Here is a 22,861-nt window from a genome sequence, read left to right on the forward strand (position 1 = left end):
CCCAATATAAAATTAGTTATGAGGAGCTGAACCCAGCATTGTTACATTTTCTTGGCCAACTCTATGGGCCATTCTTTGATTTACACAACTGGGAAACGGTGATCACGTCCGGCAACGACTGGCTGATCATCTTTTCACTGGTCTTAATTGAATGTCTATTGTCGGTGGATAACGCAGTCGTGTTAGCCGCCCAAACGCAGTCACTGCCCACCCGCGAACAACAGGAAAAGTCGTTATTTTACGGGATCTGGGGCGCGTACCTCTTCCGATTCATCATCATTGGACTGGGAACGTACCTGATCAATTTCTGGGAAATCAAGGTCATCGGAGCGCTCTACCTGGTCTTTCTGGTGTTCCAATACTTCAGTAAAACCCGGGTTAAGCATACCCGAAAACTGGTCAAGGACAAGAAACGCCGCTTCCTACCGTTGTTCTGGTCGGTGGTCATGCAGATTGAAATGATGGATATCATTTTCTCCGTGGACTCCGTGCTGGCGTCCTTAGCCATTTCCAATAACCCAGTCATCGTCTTGATTGGGGGACTGATTGGGATTCTGGCCATGCGGGGGGTTGCCGAAGTTATTATGAAATTAATGCGGCGGATTCCCGAGCTGGAGCCAATGGCGTACATCCTGATTGGAATCATTGCCCTGAAGCTGTTCGTCTCGATTCCTGCCATCGACATTGAAATTCCCGCCACGTTGTTTGGGATTGTCGTGCTGGGCGCCATCGTGATTACGTTGCTGATTCACGTGATCCGCAAGCGGCGTCAACCACAAACTAAGACCGAAAAAGCCTCAAAACAAACTGAATCTTAATGCCAAGGTCGCGAGCAGAAAATGTTCGCGGCCTTTTTGTAGTGCCCAGCTAGAGAAATGGGTATACTAAAGATATGTTTAGTTCTTGTTCAATTGAAGGTTAGGTCCTTTAGGGGGATGGGATAATTCTGTTTGCCGATTGTAGGTTCAGCTGTTAGTGAAAACTGTGCTAGTTAGTCATGGCTAACCGGTAGAAGCTGAATCATTATAGAGGAAAACAGAATGGTGAAACGAAATATCATTACGAGTTAACGCTGTGTTAGCCGCAGGGCTGGTGAAAATGAGCAACGTGGTCAATGTAAGTGACCAGAGGCGGGCCAAAGTGCCCAGCTGTGTCGATGGTCTTAGCTGAGTGATTTTTCTCAGCTTAGAGCATGGGACAACCTTTGAGACCGTTTCTCAGGCTCAAAGTTGAGGTGGAAGCCCGCTTCACAGGCTGGAACCGACCCCACAGCAGGGCGCTTTGAGCCCGCCGCCGGGAACGGACGCCACCACGTTCTGGCTCATTTTCACCAGCCCGGAGGCGAGGGCAGAGATGTTTAACCCGTAAATTGGAGATGAAGGTATGCGGACCTGGTGGCAGCGTTTCAATTGGTTAATCCTAGTGGGCATCCTGCTAGGCGTCGGCGGCACAATGACCCGTGCGCAGGCGGCAACAACGACGGGCAAGGTGCTCGTCACGTATAAGGTGGCGGACGGCACTGTTTTGGCGCGAAAAACCTTGACGGGGCCGGTGGGACAGCACTACCGGACAACGTATAAGAATGCACAAATAGATTCCCGGCAGTATTCGTGGAACAAGAAGCAGCCGAAAAAGTTTCAGGGTGAATTTACCAAAAAGACGATTCACGTGCAGTACAAGTTTCTATCGGCCATGGCATTCTTTCGGCTATGGGGCAAAAAATCACTTCAGTTAACTAATATTCAGATGAATGGGAATCATCAGATCTTTGATGTGTCCACCAGCCTGAAGGGATCCGGATACATTCAGGCGATTAACTTTTCTAAGGGCAAGGTCACAGTCAATGGTCGACGACTGACACGGGGCAAAACCTATCACGGCAAGATTGGCGGGACGACGTTTAAAACGTTACTGGTGTCTCGCAACCAGGTGCGCGCCACATATTTGGTAAAGAACAAGCTGCACACCTTTCAGTTCACGGCGAGCTCGTGGAAATGGATTAATCAGTAAGTGACAATCAGGAGGTAACGCTTATGCAAATTGGGTTTATTGGGACCGGCGTCATGGGCACCGGCATTATCTTGAATCTCTTGAAGGCGGGGCAAACGGTCGTGGTCTACAACCGGACCAAGGCGCACGCCGAAACCGTTTTGACTGCTGGGGCCACCTGGGCCGAGACGCCCGAAGCCGTGGCGGCACAATCGCAACTGGTCATGACCATGGTCGGCTATCCCAGCGACGTCGAAGAGGTGTACACCGGCGAACACGGCATCTTTGCTGGTATCCAAGCCGGCAGTACGGTCGTAGATATGACGACCAGTACCCCAGCGCTGGCGGTAAAATTAACGCAGCTGGCACACGACCATGACGTTCAAGCGTTAGACGCCCCCGTTTCCGGTGGGGATGTTGGGGCCAAGAACGCCACGCTGACAGTGATGGTCGGTGGCGATAAGGCCGCGTATGATCAGGTCTTGCCGGTCTTTCAACAATTAGGCCAACGGGTTAACTACTTCGGTGGTGCCGGTAAGGGTCAGCACACCAAGATGGCCAACCAAATCATGATTGCCGGCACGATGACCGGACTGACGGAAATGTTGGTCTACGCCAAGGCGGCCGGGCTGGATTTGCCACAGGTTTTGGCCACGCTGAGCAGTGGTGGCGCCGACAACTGGAGCATGGACAATTATGTGCCCCGCATTTTAAAGGGCGACTATACGCCGGGGTTCTTCGCCAAGCATTTCTTGAAGGATCTGCGGATTGCCTTGCAGGAAGCGGACCGGATGGGGCTGGATTTGCCGGCTACCAAGCAGGCTAAACTGTTGTATGAGGCGATGGTGGACGACTTCGGCTTAGGCAACGACGGCACCCAGGGCTTAATCAAGACTTACGAGAAAAAGGTTGGTTAAACTTGTGTGCTTGGCAGCGCCTCCGGGCTGGTGAAAATGGGCCTGGTCGCGTCCGTTCCCGGCGGCGAGTTCAAGGCGCCCTGCTGTGGGGCCGGTTCCAGCCGAAGGGCGGGCTTTCACCTCAACTTTGAGCCTGAGGAGCGGTCTCAAAGGTTGTCCCATGGACTAGGCTGGGAAAATACCCCAGCCAAGGCCATCGACACAGCCGGGCACCTTGGCTCGCCTCTGGTCACTTCCACGACCGGCCCAGTTTTCCCAGCCCTGCGGCTGACACTGGTTTAGCCCCAATTCCGTCGTTGACTGGGAATGAGCCCTGTCATCCGGTGGGTTATGGTAGTTGCTGAGTTTAGTTTGTATGCTATGGATGGTCGTCATTTAATAAAATAATAAATCGAGGTCGCCGTCATTGGCGGCCTTTTTGCGGTCATGGATTGTCCAGCTGGCAGTCCGGTGGTATCTTTAATTTATATAGAAATAGAGGAGAAATAGTTGATGGTTAAATCATATTTAAAGGGAATTATTCCCTGTCTCTTTTGGTTCGTCCTGTTTAGTGTGCCGGTCACGCATGGGGCTCCGCATCTCACTTTTTCGTGGTGGACAGTTTATGTGGTTTTGAGTTACGGCGTCTGTTTTCCGCGTGCTTACCGCATCATGAAGCAGTTTTCTCGCAAGAATAAGGGATCACAAATTCAGCGACCGCGGGGCAATGCTGAAGAAGAGGCCTTACGTGATGGGGCTAGTTACGCCAATACCGGGCGTTTTGGCACGGCCCGCGTTGGGGATGCCGCTGGTAAAGAGGGCTGGCTGACTAGCTGGGGGACGGATTTTGTGTTGCGGTTGTTTGTGATTGTTGCGGCACCCGTGATTGTTGCGGTTGACGCGATGTGGCAGCGTAAGTAACGAGACTTCAGTGAAATTAAAAAGGCCGTGTGACAGGAATTTCGTCACACGGTCTTTTCAATGCAATTTTTAGTTAAGTTACAGGGCCTTCTTCAACGTCACCACTGGGGCGCCGTCCTCTTCGAAGGGCTCGCCGACCACGTGGTAGCCGCAGCGTTCGTAGAAACTTTTGGCGGTGAGCTCGCCGTCAATCAGACCGCTGGTGAAGCCGTGGGCCTTGGCCCAGTTCTCACCGGCCTACAGGACCTGGCTACCGATACCTTGACCGCGCAAGGCCTGACTGGTGCAGACCCGACCGAAGCGCATTTCTGTCGTCGATTGGGGTTCCAGCCGCAACGTGCCGACCGGCAGTTCTGGCCGTTGGTAAGCGACCACGTAGAGTCGGTCCGGCGTATCGCGGTCGTCAAACTCGACGTCGCGGGGAATGCCGCGTTCGGTGACGAAGGTGGCTTGCCGCAAGGACAGGGCGGCGGCACGGTTGAAGGGTGCATTTGAAATGACGATTTCCATGAGAAGGGGACCTCCTATTCAATCTCGGCGAAGAAGCTGTAGAGTTTTTCGCTGGTCAGAGCTTGCTTATCGGCGCCGGCCACGTCATAGGTGACCTTGCCGTGGTGCAGGACAATCAGCCGGTTGCCGTACGTCAGGGCATCTTCCATGTGGTGGGTGATCATCAAGCAGGTCAACTTATCTTGGGAGACCCGTTCATTGGTTAAATGCATTAGATCCTGACCGGTCCGGGGATCGAGAGCCGCCGTGTGTTCATCCAGCAGTAAGATTTCCGGGCGTTTTAGCGTGGCCATCAGGAAGCTAAGCGCTTGGCGTTGACCACCGGACAGGTTCCCGGTCGCCGTGGTCAGGCGGTCGTCCAGGCCGTTGTGCATGGTGGCCGTCAATTCCTTGTAGTGGGCCATGTGGTGGTTCAGCCCCCGGGGCAACAAGCCGCGGCGTTGTCCGCGCCGCTCGGCCAGCAACAGGTTTTCGGCGACCGTCATCCGGGGAGCCGTCCCCAGCTTAGGATCTTGGAAAACGCGAGCCAGGAAGCGGGTCCGTTTTTCCACGGATTCGTGGGCGATATCCTTGCCGTTCAGGAGAATCTGACCGCTATCGATACTGAGGTCGCCCCCGATAGCGTTGAATAGGGTGGATTTCCCCGCCCCGTTGGAGCCCAACACCGTGATGAACTCGCCGGCGTTGATGGTCAGGTTGAGCTTATTTAAAATGGTGATTTCTTCGGGCGTGTTGCGATTGACTTTTAACACGACATCCTTTAATTCCAGTAATGGTTTAGTCATTGGTATCCAACCCCCGTTTCACAAGGTGCTTGAAGTTCAACACGTTCTTGAAGACCGGCAGCATCATGCAGAGTGCCAAGATGATGGCGGAAATCAGGTTCAGGTCGTTGGCGCTGAAGCCCAACTTGAGGACCAGCAGCAGGACGAAGCGGTAGAGGATACTGCCGAGCGTGACCGCGACCAGCCGTTGGTTCAGGGTCAAATCGCCAAAGGCCACTTCCCCAATGATGATGGAGGCCAGCGCGATAACGATGATACCGATTCCCATGTTGACGTCGGCGTACCCGTTGTTTTGGGCGACCAGCGCGCCACCAAAGGCAATCAGGCCGTTGGAGACCATCAGGCCCATGATTTTCATGTTGTCGGTGTTGATGCCGAGGGAACGGGCCATGGTTTGGTTATCCCCAGTGGCGATGAACCCTTGGCCCAGCTCCGTTTGCAGGAAGTAGATGACGATGGTCGTGATGATCACCATGATCAGGGTTCCCAGCACCACGCTGTCGAAGTATTGGGGTAGGGAGGCTAAGAAATGATTCTTAAATAAGGTGGATTTCCCCAGGAGGGAAACGTTGGCCCGGCCCATGATTCGCAGGTTAACGGAGTAGCAGGCCGTCATGACCAGAATTCCGGCTAACAGGATGGGGATGTGCCCCTTGGTGTAGAGCAGCCCGGTGATCAGGCCGGCGAGGGCGCCGATGACGAAGGCCAGTAACGTGGCGAGCAACGGGTTCATCCCGTTGGCAATGGCAGCGACGGCGGTGGCGGCCCCCAGTGGGAACGTGCCTTCAACCGTCATATCAGCGAAATCTAAGATTCTAAAGGTCAGGAATAAGCCGACCCCGAGAACGGCCCAGAGGAGGCCTTGTCCAATTGCGGAAACTGCTAAACTCATTTAAAAACCTCCCCGTGTGCTTTGGCTTCTTTAACAACGTCGGCGGGCAACGTGATGCCCAGCTTCTTGGCTTGTTTCAGGTTGACGGTCATTTCACCCTTTTTCTCGAAGTGAATGGGCGTGTCGGCCGGGTTCTTACCGTTTAAAATGGCGGCGGTCATCTTCCCGGTTTCAACCCCGAGCTTGTACTGGTTGATGCTCAACGTGGCGAGCCCGCCAGCCTTGACCATGGTGTCGACGGCGGGGAAAACGGGGACCTTCTTGGCGTTGGCCGTGGAGACCAGCGTTTGCATGGCACTGGCCACCGTGTTGTCGGTCGGCACGTAAATGGCGTCGACCTGGCTGACCATCTGTTCAGCGACTTGGTTCAAATCGTTGGTGCTGGCGATGGAGTAGGCCTTGAGTTGGACGTGTTCCTTTTTGCAAAGGGCCTTGAATTGGTGATACTGGGCGGTGGCGGAGTCGTCGGAAGACGTGTAGATGATTCCCAGTGTCTTCATTTTCGGCATGATGCGTTGAATCAATTTGAGCTGGGCCTTCAATGGCGCTTGGTCGGAGACCCCGGTCACGTTATTGCCGGGATGCGTGTTGCTCTTGACCAGGTCGGCGCCCATCGGATCGGTGATGGCCCCCAGCACAACGGGAATGTTCGAGCTGGCGTTGGCCAAGGCCTGGGCGGATGGGGTGGCAATCCCAATCATGGCGGCCGCCTTCTCGTTGACGAAGCGGGCACTCATGGTCTTCAGATTACTCTGATCATTTTGGGCGTTTTGAAAATCAATCTTGACGTTCTTGCCCACGGTGTAGCCTTCTTCGGCGAGCCCGTGGATGATGCCTTTGTGAATGGCATCGAGGGCCGGGTGAGAAAGCAACTGGAGAATCCCAACCGTTGGGACTTCCTTCTTAGCAGCTGATTCGGGCTTGCTCTCCTGAACGAAGGCAAAGCCGAGAAAAATAAGTAAAATGGCAATGAGTCCATATAGACGTTTCATTTGGTTAACCTCACTTTAATGGTGGTTGGCAACGGTCGATTATACAAAAAAGAGCACCCAGACCGGCTGGGTGCCCAAATAAAAAGGCCCGCAAAACCGGAATGATACATCCGTGCGGGCTTTTGCATAGAAAAGTTAGCCGGCGCAGATGCGAGAATCGCTCTGGGAGCTCAAGTCGCATCAACACTGATGACGACTTGATTACCGGCTTTGCCAACGTCCATTAAGTTTTGTGGTAGACATTTGCATTAACTTTTCCTTCTTTCCGTTGTTTGAATAATTTTAGTTTACGGCAACGCTTAAAAGGCGTCAACCTTAATTTTCATTTTTTTGCAAATTGGTTTGGACCAACAGACCGACTGTCGTTCCCGGCGGCGAATTCAAGTATCCCTGCTGTGGGGTCGGTGCCAGCCTGAGGGGCGGTCTGCCACCTCGACTTTGAGCCACAGAGCGGTCTCAAAGGTCGCCCCATGTTCTAAGCTGAGAGTAGCCCGCTCAGCTAAGAACATCGACACAGCCGGGAAACTTGATTCGCCTCTGGTCACTGAGGTTGGCCGTGTTGGTCGTCGCATCTTTTTCTGGTGTGGGACTATGTGATTTAGATACGGTCATAAATCGTCCAGAATAAGGAGGGGTATGTAAGAGACAGGTAGAAGAATCGTTGCCCGGAAATCACAAACTTTGGCGTTGGGTGGCGCTGATTTTTGGTATACTGGACGATAACAGTTGCGGGGGATGCACACCCTCGAATGAAACGACACAAGGAGGCTGCATCAATGAAAATTGCAGTTCTAACGGATACGTCTGCCGGCATGGACTTTGACGAGGCGGCGGAGCGCCAGGTGACGCTCTTGGCCGCGCCAATTATGTTTGGCAACCGGCAGTACCACGAGTATCAAGACCTGAGCACGGCCGATTACTACCGCTTGATGCGGTTGGCCAAATCGAAAAAAATGGTGCCGACCGCGCCGCAGGTTTCCATGAAGACCGTGAAGGCGACCTGTGATGCTTTGGCTAAAACGGGCGTGACCGACGTCATCGTGATTGGGCCCTCACTCGGGATTTCCGGGCTGGTGAACACGTTGGCCGCTTACGTTGAAAATATTACCAGTGTCCACGTTTGGCCGTGGGACTCTCGCGGCATCCTCACGACGATGGGGGACCAGGTGCGCCTGGCCGCTGAACTGGTCGCGAAGGGGCACTCGGTCAAGGAAGTCTTCGCCCAGCTCACTAAGCTACGGGCAACCGCGCACAGTGTGTTTGTGGTGGATTCCATCAAGCCACTGTTACGCACGGGGGAGGTCAATCCCAGCCACAGCCCCGGCAGTACGCCCTTGTTGGCGGGGAAACCCATCCTGATTTTTGATCCATCCGGTAAAATGCGGGTGGCCGGGAGTGCCTTGCGGTTGAAGGGGGCCATGGCAGACTTCCTGGATGACCTGGCCGCTGATTTGGCGGGGGCCGACCCGGTTAAGGCGACGGTCTTGAACGCCGACCAACCGGAAGCCACGCAACGCTGGCTCGCCGGTGCGCAGAAGCGGTTCCCAACCGTTAAATTTGATGTGGCCTTGATTGGGCCTAGCTTTGGGGTGCATGTTGGGGATGGGGCGATGGGATTGGCTTGGTGCCAGGACTACCGCAGCCTCCTCACCCCCGAACCAAACGTCAGCGAACTTTAAGGGTTAAACGTTGTGTTTGCTTTTCGCCTCCGGGCTGTTGAAAACTGGGCCTGGTCGCGTCCGTTCCCGGCGGCGGATTCAAAGTGCCCTGCTGTGGGGCCGGTTCCAGCCTGAGAAGCGGGCTTCCACCTCAACTTTGAGCCGAAGTGCGGTCTCAAAGGTTGTCCCATGGTCTAAGCTGAGTGAGAAACCTCAGCTAAGACCATCGACACAGCTGGTCACTTTGATCCGCCTCTGGTCACTTCCACGACCGGCCCAGTTTTCCCAGCCCTGCGGCTAACACTGGTTTAGCCCCACAGTTGCGGTGGACGTTTAGGTTGATTGGAATTTGTTCCACAGTCGATGGTCAGGTTCATTTTTAATTCCACTAATTTTAGAGAGAGCTGTCCTAGTTCAATCTGCTTCAATCGAGTTTGAACGATAGGATAACTGCCACGTACACTCACAGAATGACCAGTCCACCAACTTAGTAATTGTCAGAAATCTCATTTTCGGGTTGAACGTCGTTTAGCCGCAGGGAGACTGCCAATGGACTCAGCCGTGGGAATTCCCTTAGTGGCGGGTTGAGCCGCTTAGGGAATTGGTGTCTTTGAAACGCGTCCCTTAGCGGTTCAAAGCATCCCAGAGACCGCCTTTTGGCTCTGGGTGTCCGCCCACAGCGTCACGGTCCATGGGCAGTCTCCCGGAGGCGAGGGCAACGACTACATAATCCGAAAATGAGAATTAAATTAAAATTCAGGGTTGACAGTCTTATTTTTTCATGGTTAACTGAGAGAGTAAATTGATAAATGAAAGGGATTTTGCCATTATGAAACTCAATAGCCTAACTCATTTAAATAACCAATTTGCCTTTAGCTTTTTCTTTAGATAGCGTTTGTATTCACCTCGTTGGATACGAACGCGCCGCTCAATTGCGTTTGTATCTATCGAATAGCTAAAGTTTTTCAGCATGAACTTAGCGCCAGATAGATACGGGTATAATCTATCTGGAGAAAATATATCGGGCCCGATATCACCAGGTAGATTCTACTCAGAATCTATCTGGTGTTTTTTGTTTTCTCGGACTTCTTTTTTTTCGAGAAACGGTGATGGCCCTGGACGCAGGGCGTGTCATTCCGCTGGAAGATTGGTTAAATTTACCAATTAAAGGATCAGTCAATCGTTGACCGGTGACAGTTCTACCGGCCCGAAAATAAAAGCACCACCATACCTTGGAGGAATTGATTATGAAGAAATTATTAGTTAGCAGTTTAGCGTTAATGGGACTGGGCCTCGTCTTAGCCGGGTGCTCCAGCAAGTCCAGCGCCGACAAGAGCAGCTTGAACGTCGGCATTTTACAGGTCGTGCAACACGGGTCCCTGGATGAGGCGCGGCAAGGGTTCAAGGCCGGTCTGAAGGCAGAACTCAAAGCCCACGGCAAATCAACCAAGGTGACCTACCACTACTTAAACGCGCAGGGTGATCAATCGAACCTGAACACCATGAGCCAACAATTGGTTCAACAAAAGAATGACTTACTGCTGGGAATTGCGACACCAGCCGCTCAGGCCTTAGCCAAGAAGACCACGACCACGCCAACGTTGGTGACCGCCGTGACTGATTTGAAAGCCGCTGGGTTGGTCAAGTCTAACGACAAGCCGCAGACCAACGTCAGTGGGACCAGCGATTTGACCCCGGTTGGCCTCCAGCTGAAATTGCTGGCCAGCATGACCAAGGGCAACCAACCGCTCGGCATCATGTACAACTCATCCGAAGAAAACTCCGTGCTCCAGGTCAAGTTGGCTAAGGCCTACGCTAAGAAGCACAATTTGAAATTAAAGATCGTCAGTGCCACCAGCACCAACGACGTTTCCAGCGTCCTGGCAGGTCTGACCGGCAAGATTTCCGGCCTGTACTTACCAACTGACAACCTGATGGCCAGCGCCATGAAGACTATCGGTGCCAAGGCCAAGGCGGCCAAGTTGCCCGTTGTCACCGGCTCGATTGAAATGGCCGAAGACGGGGGCACCGCGACTTACGGCCTGAACTACTACGACTTGGGCAAGCAGACCGGGAAGATGGCCTACAACGTCTTGGAAAAGAACCAAAAGCCACAGAACATGGCCGTTCAAACCGCTAAGAAACTGCACCTGTACGTCAACAAGGCCAACACGAAAGCCATTGGCCTACAAACTAGTCAAATCAAAGAACCTTAAGAAAGGGGCAACCAGTTATGTTAATCACCAGTATTGGACAGGGACTCTTGTGGGCACCACTCGTTATCGGGGTGTTCTTAACGTTCCGGATTCTCGATATCCCCGATTTAACCACGGAAGGCAGCTTTCCGCTGGGGGCCGCCGTGACCGTTAGCGCCATGATTAGCGGGCAATCCGCCGTGGTCGCTAGCTTACTGGGTTTCCTCGCCGGCTGTGTGGCCGGTTGGGTCACCGGGGTGCTCGACACCAAGCTCCACATGCCATCCCTGCTCGCTGGGATTTTAACCATGACCGGCCTGTACTCCGTGAACATGCACGTGATGGGTAAGTCGAACGTGCCGTTGCTAAATCAAAAAGTGTTGACCAACTACCTGCCAGCCACGTGGTCGGTCGACCTGCAAACGATTATCGTTGGGGCAGTCGTCACCGGCGTCGTGATTGCCGTGCTCATTTGGCTGTTCAAGACGCGGTTGGGTCTGTCACTGATGGCGACCGGGGATAACCCCGCCATGAGTGCGGCTAACGGCATTTACACCGACCGGATGGTGATTCTGGGTTACATGGTCTCCAACGGCTGCATCGCGTTGTCCGGGGCCCTGATCGCCCAGAGCAACGGCTATGCCGACATTGGGATGGGCATTGGCACCATCGTGATTGGCCTGGCCTCCGTTCTGGTGGGGGAAATCTTCCTCCACGGGCGCCAGATGTGGGTCCGTTTGACGGGCATGGTCCTCGGCGCCATCATCTACCGGTTCCTCTTAACGGTCGCGATGGGCCTGGGCTTCCCGGTCGACGATTTGAAAATTCTCTCCGCAGGCATCTTGGTCGTGGTCATTTGCCTGCCAATCCTGCGGACCAAGTACCGGACGCGTCAACAGTTGAAACGTTACCTCAAACAGATTGGAGCCGATGAACATGAAGCAGAATCAACCAGCAGTCTTAACCGTCAAGCATCTCCAGAAGGTCTTCTTTCCCGGGACAGCAAATGAACGTCACGTCCTGAAAAATGTCAGCCTGACGATTGAACCGGGCGATTTCGTGGCCGTCATCGGGAACAATGGGGCAGGGAAGTCGACGCTGCTCAACACGATTGCCGGAACGTTACCTGCCGATGCCGGGGAGTTGACCCTGGCCGGCCACAACGTGACCAAGAAATCCGTGGCGTACCGGGCGAAATGGCTGTCACGGGTCTTCCAGGACCCCAAGATGGGCACGGCGGGGGAACTGAGCGTGGCCCAGAACCTGACGCTGGCGCAACAGCACACCGGCAGTATGAGTCTTGGCCGGTACCGCAAGGCCAGTCAAGAAGCCACGTATCGCGAGCTGCTACAGTCCCTGAATATGGGACTCGAGGACCGCTTGACGACGCAGGTCAAATACTTATCTGGTGGGCAACGGCAAGCGCTGTCGCTGTTGATGGCCACGTTGAGTCACCCGGACTTGTTGTTGCTGGACGAACATACGGCGGCCTTGGATCCGCAGACCAGTAAAAAGGTGATGGACCTGACCCAAACGATTGTCGAGACCAACCAATTGACCACGATGATGATCACCCATAAAATGAGTGACGCATTGACCTATGGCAACCGGCTGGTCATGGTCCAGGATGGGCAGATCAAGCTGGATGTCCGCGGGGCGGCTAAGGACGGGCTGCGGCAGGAGGAGCTCATGTCCCTCTTCGCCGACTAGCTGGTGGTCCTTGCCAGCGCTCCCGGCGGCAATCTTCGCTACCACTGTTGTGGGGCCCGACTGCGGCCTGAGAGGCGGTCCTCCGTCTCGCCTTGAAACCTCGCTGAGAAGCGCGAGTTTCCAAGGTCGTCCCATGGTGTAGGCTGAGAAAGAACCTCAGCCAACGCCATCGACACAGCTGCGTCCGCAAAGTTGCCTCTGGTTGCTGACAACGGCCGCTGCACGTGGTTGTGATTATTTCGACTACACGGACGACGCCAGTCAGCTGCTGTTTAGTGGGCTTCGATTGGTGGAGGCCAGCGCTCCCGGCGGCAATCTTCGCTACCGCTGCTGTGGGGCCCGACTGCGGCCTGTGGAGCGGTCCTCCGTCTCGCCTTGAAACCTCGCTGAGAAGCGCGAGTTTCCAAGGTCGTCCCATGGTGTAGGCTGAGAAAGAACCTCAGCCAACGCCATCGACACAGCTGCGTCCGCAAAGTTGCCTCTGGTCGCTGACAACGGCCGCTGCGTGAACGACGCTAGCCAATTGTTAGGTGGGCTTCAATTGGCTAGGTCAGTATCCCCGTGACAAGATAACTGTGCTTAACAGGCTCTGATAGTGGATAACTTAGGCAAGTTTCAGGAGTTATCCACCGTTCCAAACGATTTTCTACGTGAATGATTCTCAAAAATAACGAGTTATCCCCTAGGGGGTGCGTAACTCAGTGTATAAGTAAGGCCGTTGTTGATAACTTTTCCTGGTGTAGGAGAGTTATTGACAGCGGCTTTTCTACTGAGTATATGGTATAGTGAACGTGGAAATAGCATTAATGCTATTAGGGGCTCTGGGATGTTTAGGTATCGTGCATATTGAAAAGCTATGCCTCCTAGTAAGCTTATCTATCAGAAATAGTCATTAAGAAAATTCTACTTAGAACATGGAGATGATCAGAAATGAAGTTAAAAGCAATCGATGACTATGCTGATGACTTGCGGCAGGAAGATCCGAATTTTGATGCGAAGTTGGCTGACGCAGAAATGAACTTGAAAATTGCGATGGGGGTTAAGAATCTGCGGGCTGAGCTTGGGCTGACCCAAAAGCAGTTTGCCGAGCTGGTTGGCAAATCCACTTCGACGATTGCTCGAATTGAGACGGGCTTTGATAAGGCTAGTTCGCAGACGCTAATTGATATTGCCATCAAAACACATCGGACGTTGAATGTGCAATTTGACAAAATTGATGTTTCAATGAATTAAGAAACATTTCTAAAAAGGCTCCGACTACACACCAATCTAGGTGGGTAGTCGGAGCCTTTTCGCGTAGAACCAATTTAAATAAAGGACAACAACGACAACGCATTATTCAAGAAGTGCAACGTCACGTTGTAGCGCAAGTCGCGGAATTTCAGGTACGTGTAGCCCAGCACCCAACCTAAGGCCGAGTACATGAGGAGCGTGAACGAGAAGCTCATGACGTGCATCATGCCAAAAATCAGACCGGACATGAAGACGCCAAGAAAGTTCATCACCCGGGAATTTTCACGGAAAAAGTAGTTTAAAAAGATGCCGCGGAAAATCATTTCTTCGACGAATGGGGCCAACAGAATTGCGTAGGCCAAGTTCCAGAATGGCAACTGCAGGATCTGTGTGTTGAGCGCCGTTTGGTTCGCGGGACTACTCAAGACGTGGGAGTTAATCAGGAAGGTCCAGCCGAACTGAATGACCAGCATCAGGAGAAAGAGGCCAGCCAATTGCCACGAGCGTTTGGCCGTGAACGGGGTCTTGCCGATGTGCCGCGGGTTATTTTTCTTTAGCTGTTGCCAGTAGCGCCAGGTCAGAAAAGCTAGGAGAAATGCCGAGTAGATCAGCATGATGCCAATCAAGCGCGTTGCCACCTGGGGATGACTGGCCTTGCTGGTGGCCGCCTGCAGGATGAGCGAGTCGGCCAGGTAAATCACGAGAAAGCCAATCCATTTCAGACTGCGAATCAGCCAACTGCCAGCGGCCGTCAGGAGTTGATTTAATTTGTTCATGAACTGCGGGGACCTCCTACTTGTCGTACTTGCCGATTTCAATCAAGTTTTCGTCAGGGTCGCGGACGTAGACCGAGGTCATGGGGCCCAGGGCGCCTTCCTTGGGGAGCGGGCCGTCAACGATTTCAACGGCGTAGTTGGTCAGGTGTGAGAGGATGTTGGCCAGCGGGTCAGTCGCGATGATGGCGAAGTCGGCGCTTCCGGCCAGGGGATGCTTAGCGACTGGCAAATGGGGGGCGTCACTCTGTTGGAAATTGATTTTTTGTTTGCCAAGTTTGACGCCGCGCCGACCATTGTCAAATTCAATGATGGGCAGGTCAAAGACTTCGTGGTACCAGCGAACGGAACGTTCCTCGTCGCTAACGGTTAAGGTGATGTGATCAATGTTACGGATATTCATTCAGAGTCAGTCCTTTTTTGGTTTTTATTAATTTGGTGTTTAGTGCAGTATAAATTGATGGATGCCACCGCCTCCGGGCGGGTGAAAATAAGCCGTGACGCTGTGGGCGCCGCCTGGAGCCGAAGGGCGGTCTCCGGACTTACTTTGAGCCGAAAATCACGTCTCAAAGATAGCAGTGGTCTAAGCGGTAAACCGCTTAGACCACTCCCACGGCTGAGCTTATTTTCACCCGCTCTGCGGCTTACATAGATGTGACTGGCAACGAAGCGGGTCACCATAAAAGCAATTGCCTGCTTGGTTGTTAGTTATTGTTGTGACCTGAAAATCCATTGGAGAGTTAGGCCGCCTAACATTACGTCACCCTAATTGGCACAGACGATGTTGACCGAATTCAGCCACAGTCAGTGACCAGAGGCGGGTCAAACTGACCAGCTGTGTCGATGGTCTTGGCTGAAGTTTCTCATTCAGCCTAGCCCATGGGACAACCTTTGAGACCGCACTTCGGATCAAAGTTGAGGTGGAAGCCCGCCCTTTGGCTGGAACCGGCCCCACAGCAGGGCAGTTTGAACCCGCCGTCGGGAACGGTCCGACTCGACCAATTTACGAGTTAGACCCCACGCCAATTCGGGTGAATTTCACCTATTATAGCATAGAATGCGGGGGCAATCCCAGGTGGGGAAGTTGACGAACCCGGGCGTTTCGTGGTAAATTACTACCTAATATATGTTTACGATACGGCCTTGACGTTGTCGGGGCCTTTTCTGCGTGAGAGAAGAAGGGAAGGGACTACAAGTGCCATTATTAGAAGTCGACGACCTGAGCATGAGCTTCGCCGACAAGAAACTTTACGAGAACGCCAGCTTCACCTTGAATAAGGGTGAACACATGGGTGTTGTCGGGCAAAATGGTGTGGGGAAGTCCACACTGATTAAAATTATTACGGAACAAGAGCTGCCATTGACGGGCTCTGTGAAATGGCAAAAGAAAACCCACATCGGTTATTTGGACCAATACGCAGATATTCCTGAAGGCATGCAGCTGATTGATTTCCTCCATACGGCCTACGCTGACCTGTACGAAAAGAACGACCGAATGACGGCGTTGTACACGGAATACGCCGAAACCATGGAAGACAAGCTGCTCGAACGGGCCGGCCGGCTCCAAGAAGAATTGGATGCGCGGAACTTCTACGACATCGAAACCGAAATTGAACGGGTCATCTCCGGGTTAGGTCTGGACGACATTGGCCGGGACCATGAAGTGGCGAAGATGTCTGGGGGCCAACGGTCAAAGATTATCTTGGCAAAATTACTGCTGGAAAATCCCGACGTTATTCTCTTGGACGAACCGACCAACTACCTGGACGTTGCCCACATTGCGTGGTTGGAAGACTACCTGAACAACTTTGATGGGGCCGCTTTGATTGTGTCCCATGATTATGACTTCCTACAAAACGTGACGAACTGTATCATTAACGTGGCGTTTGGGCAGATCACCAAGTACCGGGGCAATTTCAAGCAAGCCATGCGCCAGCGTGACGAACGTGAAAAGGCCCAACAACGGGAATTTGACAAGCAACAGGTCGTCATCGAAAAGGCCGAACGCTTTATCCGTAAGAACAAGGCGGGGTCCAAGTCGACCATGGCCAAGTCACGGGAAAAGATGCTTAACCGGTTGGACCGGGTCGATCCACCTTCGACCAACGTGCAAGCCCACTTTGATTTCCCTTACCAGGAAACCGGGTCGCAAAACGCGCTGGTGGTGGACCAACTGTCCGTTGGTTACGACCGGCCACTGTTGAAGCCCGTCACGTTCTCCGTCACGACTGACCAAAAGGTTGGGTTGACTGGGTTTAACGGGGTCGGGAAGTCCACGCTGATCAAGTCGATTCTGGGTATCATCAAGGCCAAGGGTGGCGAAGCCCATTTCTCACCATCCGCCCGTATCAGCTACTTCAGCCAGGACCTGGTCTGGGACAACGACCAACAGACGCCGTTACAGATTATCCAAGCCAAGTACGAAAAGCTGCCCCAAAAGGCCATTCGGACCAAGCTGTCCAAGTGTGGGCTGGATTCCGCTAACGCGATGAAGCCCATCGGTGAGTTATCTGGTGGGGAACAAACCAAGGTCAAGCTGGCCTTGATGGAATTTGAACCCGCTAACTTCCTAATCATGGACGAACCCACGAACCATTTGGATGACGAGACCAAGCAAGCCTTGAAGCAAGCCATCTTGAACTTCCAAGGCAATGCAATCATCGTCAGCCATGAGGCTAGTTTCTACACCGGACTCGTCGACAAGATTTTGAACGTGGAGAAGCTGAGTTTAAAGAATTCTGCAAACTAAGTTGCATGTAGATTACGTTTTGGTAAAAGGCGTTCCTTTTTTCTGAAAAATCCGTTACAGTAGTCGTAGTTAGGAAAAATTCGAAAAGGACGGCAGAGTATGAGACGTTTTAGACAGTTACTCGTGGTTGTCGCGCTGATCATCGTTGCGGCACTTGGGGTCAACCGGGTCTTTCAGAAGATGACCGCGACTTCGCACCCGAGTCAGCAGACGACCCAGACGACGGCAAAGAAGACGGCCAAGGCCGATACCATTAATTGGCGTAAGCCGTCGGAAAGCAAGCCTTATCCCAATTTAGATAAACATCCCAACGCGTGGCTGGACGTGAATACCAGTCGGCAACGGGTGTACATTCGCGACGGCAATAACCGGGTGCTTTACACCATGTATTGCTCAACTGGGACGGGCAAGGAAAACAAGACGCCACACGGCACGTATGCCATTCAGGGGGAACGCGGGAAGTTCTTCTTCAACCAGAGTTCTGGTGAGGGAGCCAAGTACTGGGTCTCCTGGAAGGACCACGGCATCTACTTGTTCCACAGTGTGCCAACCGACCAGAATGGGAACTACATCAAGAGTGAGGCCGAGGAGTTAGGCAAGACCGCCGCTTCACATGGGTGTGTTCGCCTGTCCGTGGCCGATGCCAAATGGGTCTACAATCACGTGCCTTACGGGATGAAAGTTGTGATCCACTAAGCACAAATAGGTAAGCACAGAGCAGTGACTCGTCAGAAATGACTGGTCACTGCTTTTTTTGTCGTCGCACACAAAAATCCCGCCTAATCAGTGATTAGAGCGGGATTTTTTATCAAACTTAAGCGTTAAAGTTATCGGATTCCACGTCGCGGATGAACGTTGCCAAGTGATCGTAGTAAACGGGTGCGTTGTCGATCATGTGGTGATGGCCACCTTCAGGCGTTGTCACGAAGCGAGAGTGGGGGATGAGTTCCGCCATCTTCTTACCCGTAGCAATTGGCATGGTTTCGTGTTCACCAAAGGTCAACAGGGTTGGGACCTGGATTTCCTTCAGGTGGTCACGGAAGTTCCATTCCTTCAGCTTACCCTTGATGACAAATTCGTTGTCACCTTGGAAGGCACCGTAAACGTCGGTTGCCATGGTGCTGATTAGGTGAGAAATGGCAGCGGGCTTCTTGCGGTCCACGTAGCCGTCGTTTAAGATGTCGACGTAGCTTTGGTACTTGGCGTCGTCGTAGTTCCCATCTTTTTCAACTTGCTTCATGTAGGCCACTTGGTCAGCCGTCAAAACTTTTTCCCGGATATGGTTGATGCTTTCAACGTATTCGTCGATGTTATCAACCATGGAGGAAATGATGGCGCCCTTTAAATGTTGGCCATACTTAGCAGCGTACATTTGAACCAAGGCGCCACCCCATGATTGGCCAATCAGGTAGAACTTGTCGATGCCCAGCTTTTGCCGAACTTCTTCAACTTCATCCAAGAAGTAATCGTAGGTCAGGTACTTCTTAGCCGTTTCGGGGTCGCTATAGTCGGGTTGATCGGAGTACCAAGAACCCAATTGGTCGTACATGTGGACCTGAACGTTCAGGCCTTGAGCGGCTAATTGCTTGGCAGTGTCTTCCCAGTATTCATGGTTGCCACCAGGGCCACCGTGTAAGGCGAGCAGGTGGATGTCACCAGTGCCTTGGGTGTTGGTCCAAAGGTGGTAACCGTTGTCTAAGGTGATAATCGTGGTGCCTTGTTTCATGAGAGATTCCCCCGTTTCTAATGAGTTATTAATAGTTTATCACTAACGGCGTCATTTCTAAACACCCAACCTTATTTGCTGGTTAAACTTGGCCGTTGATTACGCCTCCGGGCTGGTGAAAACTGGGCCGTGACGCTGTGGGCGCACGTCTGGAGCCGAAGGGCGGTCTCCAGACTTACTTTGAGCCGAAGTTCACGTCTCAAAGATAGCAGTTGCCTAAGCGGGAGACCCGCTAAGGCAACTCCCACGGCTGAGCCCATTTTCACCAGCCCTGCGGCTCACACTAGTTTAACCAGCATTCGGTGTGTCCTCGTGGTTGGTGTCTTGCTAATTTTGTGAAAACTGGGCCTGGTCGTGTCCGTTCCCGGCGGCGCGCTCAAAGCGCCCTGCTGTGGGGCCGGTTCCAGCCGAAGGGCGGGCTTCCACCTCAACTTTGAGCCGAAGTGCGGTCTCAAAGGTTGTCCCATGGTCTAAGCTGAGTGAGGAACCTCAGCTAAGACCATCGACACAGCTGGTCACTTTGATCCGCCTCTGGTCACTTCCACGACCGGCCCAATTTTCCCAGCCCTGCGGCTCACATGGGTTTAACCTGCATTTGGTATGTTCCTCGTGGGTAGAATTGGCGGGTGTGTCTTACTGGTCAAAGAAGGCGGAGGGATACATCAGTCCGAAGAGAGAGCGGATTTTTACCTGTTCCGTGAGGGAGTCAGAACATCCTAAGATACTAAAAAGAGCTAACGTCATTGGCGTTAGCTCTTTAGCATTATAGGTAATTTGTTGGATAAATTAATGTGAACATGAGCAACCACAGCCAACATCCCATCCATACCAGCAACAACGGTCAGTCTGAGTGACCAGAGGTGGGGCAACTTGCCCAGCTGTGTCGGTGGTCTTGGCTGAAGTTTCTCATTCAGCCTAGCCCACGGGGCGAGCTTTGAGACCGTTTTTCAGGCTCAAAGTCGAGCTGGAAGCCCGTCCCTCAGGCTGGAAGCGACCCCACAGCAGGGCGGGTTGCACCCACCGTCGGGAACGCGCGTTACACACTAACCTAGTTTTCTGGTAAGAATGGGAGGTGCAGGGCGGAATTGCCGAGCTGGATGGAGTACTGCAAGTCCTGGTTCCCACGCACGGTCATGCCAAAGTCGGTCGCGTAGATGACCAGGCCCAGTTGGTGGCCCGCCAGCAGCCGGTAGTGCGTTGGTTGCAGCGTCACGCTGAGGTCATAAAACTCGTTGGCCTTCAGTTCATCGACGTGGTAGGCATTGGTCCGGTTTTGTAGGTTACGGTGGCCCTTGGTGATCATCTTAAACGGCGTGGTTGCGGCCGGTTTGAATTCACGCAGGTCGTCTTCACGCCAACGGTAACCTTCGTCCAGGGCCTTGCGCGCCAGGATGGTTGGTGAGACACCGAGGCGTTTGGCATCCCCGTAGTCTACCAACTGGAAGCTCAGCATCCCGACCGGCTGGTTCACGGCCACGCGTAGGTCGACGGTGGGCTTCCCATCTAACAGGAGGTCGTCCGTTAAGACGGCTGACTTAAAGATTAACCGGTGATTGAACATGTCGTTGTGCTTGTCACCCAGCAAATCAGTTTGCCACTGATCGATATGGTGGGTGTATTTGTTAAATTGTTCAACGGGTAACTGGTCGTTGAAACTCGTGGCGTAGGCTAGAGGCTCGTGGGTGCTTTGGTCGACCAGCTCATCGGCCTGCAGGTTAAAGCTACGGGTCGGGTTAGTTGGCGCATCCCAGTCCTCGTAGGCGTGCCACGTTTCCGGCTGGACGTTGTCCTGAATGATGACGTTTGGCAGCAATGTTTCTGCTTGGTTGTCGACGCCCAGGAGCTCGTGGGTCAGCCAAAGATTGACGATGTCCGTGTAGTCAATGGAACGAAAGGCATTGATGTAAATGTGTTGGCCTTGGTGCAGAATCAACTTCTTGGTGACGGGCAGGTCGCGCACGGCGTTCCAAAGATTGTTGACGTTCCGTGGCTTAACGTTCCAGTCATTCAGGCCGTGGACTAGCAGGAGGTCCGCCTTGATATTCTTGGCGTTCTTCAGGTAGTTCCGTGCGTCCCAGAAGGAATTGTAGTTCCCGGTCGACCGGTCTTGGCCGTGGGTAATGGCGGCCAGGTCGGCTTGCCATTTGGCCTGAATCCGGTGATAGTCCCCAGCCTGGAGCTGACGGCTAAACGTTTCCTCGGCCAGCACGTCGGCGTCCTCACCAGGGAAGCCACCGGGCGCGATGACCAGCCCGCCATCACGGTAGTAGTCGTACCAGTTGGAAATGGCGGCTTCGGAAATGACCGTCTTGAGGCCTGCAACACCGGTGGTCGCCGCGGCCGTGGCCAGGGTCCCCAAGTAGGAACGGCCAGTCATGGCAACGGCGTGATTGCTCCACCAAGCGGGAATGGCCTGCGTAGCGGTGCGGCTGGTAAAGGCCGTCCGGTTGCCGGCCAACCACTCGATGATGGCGATGGTCGAGGTCGTTTCCTCGGGGTCACCGGTCGTGCGGACGCCGTCGGAATCCAGTGTCCCGATGCCAGCGGCGTAGACCACGGCGAACCCGCGGGCCAGGAAGTAGTCGTTTAACGTATAGGATTGTTCCCGGGCAAAGGTCTGTGCGGCTTCCTTGGTCGTGGCGGTCACGGCGCGGGGGGCGGGCAGTGGCGTGTCGTCCGGTTGGGCGGTCACGTCAGCCAGCGTGAAGTCGTTGGGCTGCTTCGGTTGCAGCGGCACGTTCACGTTGTGCATCATTTGGTCACCGGCTTCATCGTTGGTGCCCTGGTTGTAAGGACTGGCGGTATAGAGGACGGGGACCTTGAGGCCGGCTTCGGTTTCGGTTGGGCGAATGACCTCGGCCTTTAACAGGTCGCGCTTGCCGTCGTGGTCGGTGTCTTGAGGACTTTCCACGTAAACGACTTCGCGAATCAGTTTGGTCGTATCAAAGACGGCTTGGGACTTCCCGTTAAAAATCAGGGGCTTGTCAACGTGGGCGTCGTGAACGAAGGGGTCAAAGTAGCCCTTCGTGGTCAGGTGATCCAGGAAGCTCTGACCGTTCTTGGTGTGCGTCGTCAGGAGCAAGTACCAGGCCTGCTTGAGCTCATCCAAGGTGAAGTCCGCGCCGGCGTGGTCGGCCACGGGCAGTTGCATCTTGGTCATGGCGGTTAAGGGGTCGCTCAGCTTAAAGTCGAGGTCGACGGCAAATTCCAGCCGTTGTAGGGCCAGGTTGTAGAAGACCGTGACGGGGACGTTGTCGTGGTTACTGAGAAAGTCCAAGCCATCGATGTCGGGCGTCGCCATCAGGTTACTGAGCTGTTGGGAAACCGTGTCGGGCGTGGTAAATTCGGGCCAGCTCCGGTCATAGAAGTTGCAGAGCAGTTGGCTCGGCGTGGTGAGTTTTTCCGTGTGTTCGTCTAAGAAATGGATTCGTTGAAGTTCGTCTAGGGCCTGAGCGGGTGCTGTGGGCCGAATGGCAAATTGTTGGTTACGCATAAATATCGCCTACCTTATCAATTTTAAAAATCAACGCTTGCGTTGGTACTTGAAACAGCGTGTTGTCAGCGCCTCCGGGCTGGTGAAAATGGGCCGTGGCGCTGTGGGCGCACGTCCGAAGCCTGAGGTGCGGTCTTCGGACTTACTTTGAGCCGAAGGTCACGTCTCAAAGATAGCAGTTACCTAAGCGGGAAACCCGCTAAGGTAACTCCCACGGCTGAGCCCATTTTCACCAGCCCTGCGGCTCACACTGGTTTTGAGTGCCAACGAATGGTGGATAAAATGGTTAATGTTGGTGCTCAAGGGTTACATTGGATTGACTGTCCTGCATTCTTAGGG

General features: G+C 53.5%; 20 protein-coding genes. 11 read left to right on the forward strand and 9 right to left on the reverse strand.

Going from position 1 to position 22,861, the window contains the following annotated elements; translation table 11 throughout:
* The first annotated feature begins 38 nt into the window (after positions 1-38).
* From ACEPST_RS09470 to ACEPST_RS09485, 4 genes are all read left to right on the forward strand, one after another.
* Positions 39-818, forward strand: coding sequence for a TerC family protein (locus ACEPST_RS09470; RefSeq protein WP_204122142.1), 780 nt, complete (start codon positions 39-41; stop codon positions 816-818).
* Positions 819-1,383: 565 nt separating this feature from the next.
* Positions 1,384-2,010 (forward strand): MucBP domain-containing protein, encoded by a 627-nt coding sequence (locus ACEPST_RS09475; protein ID WP_204122143.1) that lies wholly within the window; start codon positions 1,384-1,386, stop codon positions 2,008-2,010.
* Positions 2,011-2,033: 23 nt separating this feature from the next.
* Positions 2,034-2,906, forward strand: a complete 873-nt coding sequence (locus ACEPST_RS09480; protein ID WP_204122144.1) for an NAD(P)-dependent oxidoreductase — start codon at positions 2,034-2,036, stop codon at positions 2,904-2,906.
* A gap of 492 nt (positions 2,907-3,398) precedes the next feature.
* The gene (locus ACEPST_RS09485) at positions 3,399-3,806 is read left to right on the forward strand and encodes a hypothetical protein (RefSeq protein WP_204122145.1); all 408 of its coding nucleotides are present in this window, start codon (positions 3,399-3,401) and stop codon (positions 3,804-3,806) included.
* Between the two features lie 78 nt (positions 3,807-3,884).
* On the opposite strand, the gene ACEPST_RS09490 is transcribed toward ACEPST_RS09485, so the two are convergent.
* Genes ACEPST_RS09490 through trpX form a run of 5 tightly spaced genes read right to left on the reverse strand, consistent with a single transcriptional unit; the run spans position 3,885 to position 6,985 of the window.
* Positions 3,885-4,001 carry a GNAT family N-acetyltransferase gene (locus ACEPST_RS09490; protein WP_395391000.1) on the reverse strand — a complete coding sequence of 39 codons (117 nt, stop codon included), beginning with the start codon at positions 3,999-4,001 and terminating at the stop codon, positions 3,885-3,887.
* A gap of 42 nt (positions 4,002-4,043) precedes the next feature.
* Positions 4,044-4,316, reverse strand: a complete 273-nt coding sequence (locus ACEPST_RS09495; protein ID WP_395390676.1) for a GNAT family N-acetyltransferase — start codon at positions 4,314-4,316, stop codon at positions 4,044-4,046.
* Positions 4,317-4,330: 14 nt separating this feature from the next.
* On the reverse strand, positions 4,331-5,101 hold the full coding sequence (locus ACEPST_RS09500; protein WP_204122147.1) for an ABC transporter ATP-binding protein: 771 nt from the start codon (positions 5,099-5,101) through the stop codon (positions 4,331-4,333).
* The gene (locus ACEPST_RS09505; RefSeq protein ID WP_203637524.1) at positions 5,094-5,993 is read right to left on the reverse strand and encodes an ABC transporter permease; all 900 of its coding nucleotides are present in this window, start codon (positions 5,991-5,993) and stop codon (positions 5,094-5,096) included. Before ACEPST_RS09505 ends, ACEPST_RS09500 begins: the two co-directional genes overlap by 8 nt.
* On the reverse strand, positions 5,990-6,985 hold the full coding sequence (gene trpX, locus ACEPST_RS09510; protein WP_203637523.1) for a tryptophan ABC transporter substrate-binding protein: 996 nt from the start codon (positions 6,983-6,985) through the stop codon (positions 5,990-5,992). The genes ACEPST_RS09505 and trpX overlap by 4 nt, the downstream gene beginning before the upstream one ends.
* A gap of 776 nt (positions 6,986-7,761) precedes the next feature.
* Between trpX and ACEPST_RS09515 the strand changes: the two genes are divergently transcribed.
* The 5 genes from ACEPST_RS09515 to ACEPST_RS09535 all read left to right on the forward strand — a co-directional run bounded on the left by ACEPST_RS09515 (position 7,762) and on the right by ACEPST_RS09535 (position 13,781).
* On the forward strand, positions 7,762-8,664 hold the full coding sequence (locus tag ACEPST_RS09515) for a DegV family protein (RefSeq protein WP_204122148.1): 903 nt from the start codon (positions 7,762-7,764) through the stop codon (positions 8,662-8,664).
* A gap of 1,226 nt (positions 8,665-9,890) precedes the next feature.
* On the forward strand, positions 9,891-10,859 hold the full coding sequence (locus ACEPST_RS09520; protein ID WP_204122149.1) for an ABC transporter substrate-binding protein: 969 nt from the start codon (positions 9,891-9,893) through the stop codon (positions 10,857-10,859).
* Positions 10,860-10,876: 17 nt separating this feature from the next.
* Positions 10,877-11,848: an ABC transporter permease gene (locus ACEPST_RS09525; RefSeq protein WP_203642925.1), complete on the forward strand. Its 972-nt coding sequence runs from the start codon at positions 10,877-10,879 to the stop codon at positions 11,846-11,848.
* Entirely contained in the window at positions 11,775-12,548 is a 774-nt protein-coding gene (locus ACEPST_RS09530; protein ID WP_204122150.1) for an ABC transporter ATP-binding protein, read from the forward strand. The genes ACEPST_RS09525 and ACEPST_RS09530 overlap by 74 nt, the downstream gene beginning before the upstream one ends.
* A gap of 930 nt (positions 12,549-13,478) precedes the next feature.
* Entirely contained in the window at positions 13,479-13,781 is a 303-nt protein-coding gene (locus ACEPST_RS09535) for a helix-turn-helix transcriptional regulator (RefSeq protein WP_204122151.1), read from the forward strand.
* A gap of 74 nt (positions 13,782-13,855) precedes the next feature.
* Here the strand turns inward: ACEPST_RS09535 and ACEPST_RS09540 are convergent, their stop codons facing one another.
* Positions 13,856-14,557, reverse strand: a complete 702-nt coding sequence (locus ACEPST_RS09540; RefSeq protein ID WP_203642920.1) for a CPBP family intramembrane glutamic endopeptidase — start codon at positions 14,555-14,557, stop codon at positions 13,856-13,858.
* 16 nt (positions 14,558-14,573) lie between these two features.
* Complete coding sequence (locus tag ACEPST_RS09545) at positions 14,574-14,957, reverse strand: VOC family protein (RefSeq protein ID WP_125765931.1); 384 nt, start codon at positions 14,955-14,957, stop codon at positions 14,574-14,576.
* Between the two features lie 792 nt (positions 14,958-15,749).
* Between ACEPST_RS09545 and ACEPST_RS09550 the strand changes: the two genes are divergently transcribed.
* Both ACEPST_RS09550 and ACEPST_RS09555 read left to right on the forward strand, forming a co-directional pair.
* Complete coding sequence (locus tag ACEPST_RS09550; RefSeq protein WP_203642919.1) at positions 15,750-17,303, forward strand: ABC-F family ATP-binding cassette domain-containing protein; 1,554 nt, start codon at positions 15,750-15,752, stop codon at positions 17,301-17,303.
* Between the two features lie 99 nt (positions 17,304-17,402).
* Positions 17,403-17,999: a L,D-transpeptidase gene (locus ACEPST_RS09555; RefSeq protein WP_203642918.1), complete on the forward strand. Its 597-nt coding sequence runs from the start codon at positions 17,403-17,405 to the stop codon at positions 17,997-17,999.
* A gap of 118 nt (positions 18,000-18,117) precedes the next feature.
* On the opposite strand, the gene ACEPST_RS09560 is transcribed toward ACEPST_RS09555, so the two are convergent.
* Both ACEPST_RS09560 and ACEPST_RS09565 read right to left on the reverse strand, forming a co-directional pair.
* Positions 18,118-19,029, reverse strand: coding sequence for a proline-specific peptidase family protein (locus tag ACEPST_RS09560; RefSeq protein WP_204121904.1), 912 nt, complete (start codon positions 19,027-19,029; stop codon positions 18,118-18,120).
* A gap of 1,048 nt (positions 19,030-20,077) precedes the next feature.
* On the reverse strand, positions 20,078-22,522 hold the full coding sequence (locus ACEPST_RS09565) for a Xaa-Pro dipeptidyl-peptidase (protein WP_204121905.1): 2,445 nt from the start codon (positions 22,520-22,522) through the stop codon (positions 20,078-20,080).
* Between the last annotated feature and the right edge of the window lie 339 nt (positions 22,523-22,861).

This window comes from Levilactobacillus sp. FUA 3915, from assembly GCF_044053135.1.
Taxonomy (GTDB): Bacteria; Bacillota; Bacilli; order Lactobacillales; family Lactobacillaceae; genus Levilactobacillus; species Levilactobacillus lanxiensis.

Excerpts from the sequence above, each read along its gene's own strand:
- ACEPST_RS09495 (WP_395390676.1), bottom strand. The coding sequence starts at position 4,316 with ATGGAAATCGTCATTTCAAATGCACCCTTCAACCGTGCCGCCGCCCTG.
- ACEPST_RS09475 (WP_204122143.1), top strand. The coding sequence starts at position 1,384 with ATGCGGACCTGGTGGCAGCGTTTCAATTGGTTAATCCTAGTGGGCATC.
- ACEPST_RS09520 (WP_204122149.1), top strand. The coding sequence starts at position 9,891 with ATGAAGAAATTATTAGTTAGCAGTTTAGCGTTAATGGGACTGGGCCTC.
- trpX (WP_203637523.1), bottom strand. The coding sequence starts at position 6,985 with ATGAAACGTCTATATGGACTCATTGCCATTTTACTTATTTTTCTCGGC.
- ACEPST_RS09480 (WP_204122144.1), top strand. The coding sequence starts at position 2,034 with ATGCAAATTGGGTTTATTGGGACCGGCGTCATGGGCACCGGCATTATC.
- ACEPST_RS09515 (WP_204122148.1), top strand. The coding sequence starts at position 7,762 with ATGAAAATTGCAGTTCTAACGGATACGTCTGCCGGCATGGACTTTGAC.
- ACEPST_RS09485 (WP_204122145.1), top strand. The coding sequence starts at position 3,399 with ATGGTTAAATCATATTTAAAGGGAATTATTCCCTGTCTCTTTTGGTTC.
- ACEPST_RS09560 (WP_204121904.1), bottom strand. The coding sequence starts at position 19,029 with ATGAAACAAGGCACCACGATTATCACCTTAGACAACGGTTACCACCTT.
- ACEPST_RS09555 (WP_203642918.1), top strand. The coding sequence starts at position 17,403 with ATGAGACGTTTTAGACAGTTACTCGTGGTTGTCGCGCTGATCATCGTT.
- ACEPST_RS09500 (WP_204122147.1), bottom strand. The coding sequence starts at position 5,101 with ATGACTAAACCATTACTGGAATTAAAGGATGTCGTGTTAAAAGTCAAT.
- ACEPST_RS09530 (WP_204122150.1), top strand. The coding sequence starts at position 11,775 with ATGAAGCAGAATCAACCAGCAGTCTTAACCGTCAAGCATCTCCAGAAG.
- ACEPST_RS09505 (WP_203637524.1), bottom strand. The coding sequence starts at position 5,993 with ATGAGTTTAGCAGTTTCCGCAATTGGACAAGGCCTCCTCTGGGCCGTT.
- ACEPST_RS09565 (WP_204121905.1), bottom strand. The coding sequence starts at position 22,522 with ATGCGTAACCAACAATTTGCCATTCGGCCCACAGCACCCGCTCAGGCC.
- ACEPST_RS09540 (WP_203642920.1), bottom strand. The coding sequence starts at position 14,557 with ATGAACAAATTAAATCAACTCCTGACGGCCGCTGGCAGTTGGCTGATT.
- ACEPST_RS09535 (WP_204122151.1), top strand. The coding sequence starts at position 13,479 with ATGAAGTTAAAAGCAATCGATGACTATGCTGATGACTTGCGGCAGGAA.
- ACEPST_RS09545 (WP_125765931.1), bottom strand. The coding sequence starts at position 14,957 with ATGAATATCCGTAACATTGATCACATCACCTTAACCGTTAGCGACGAG.
- ACEPST_RS09525 (WP_203642925.1), top strand. The coding sequence starts at position 10,877 with ATGTTAATCACCAGTATTGGACAGGGACTCTTGTGGGCACCACTCGTT.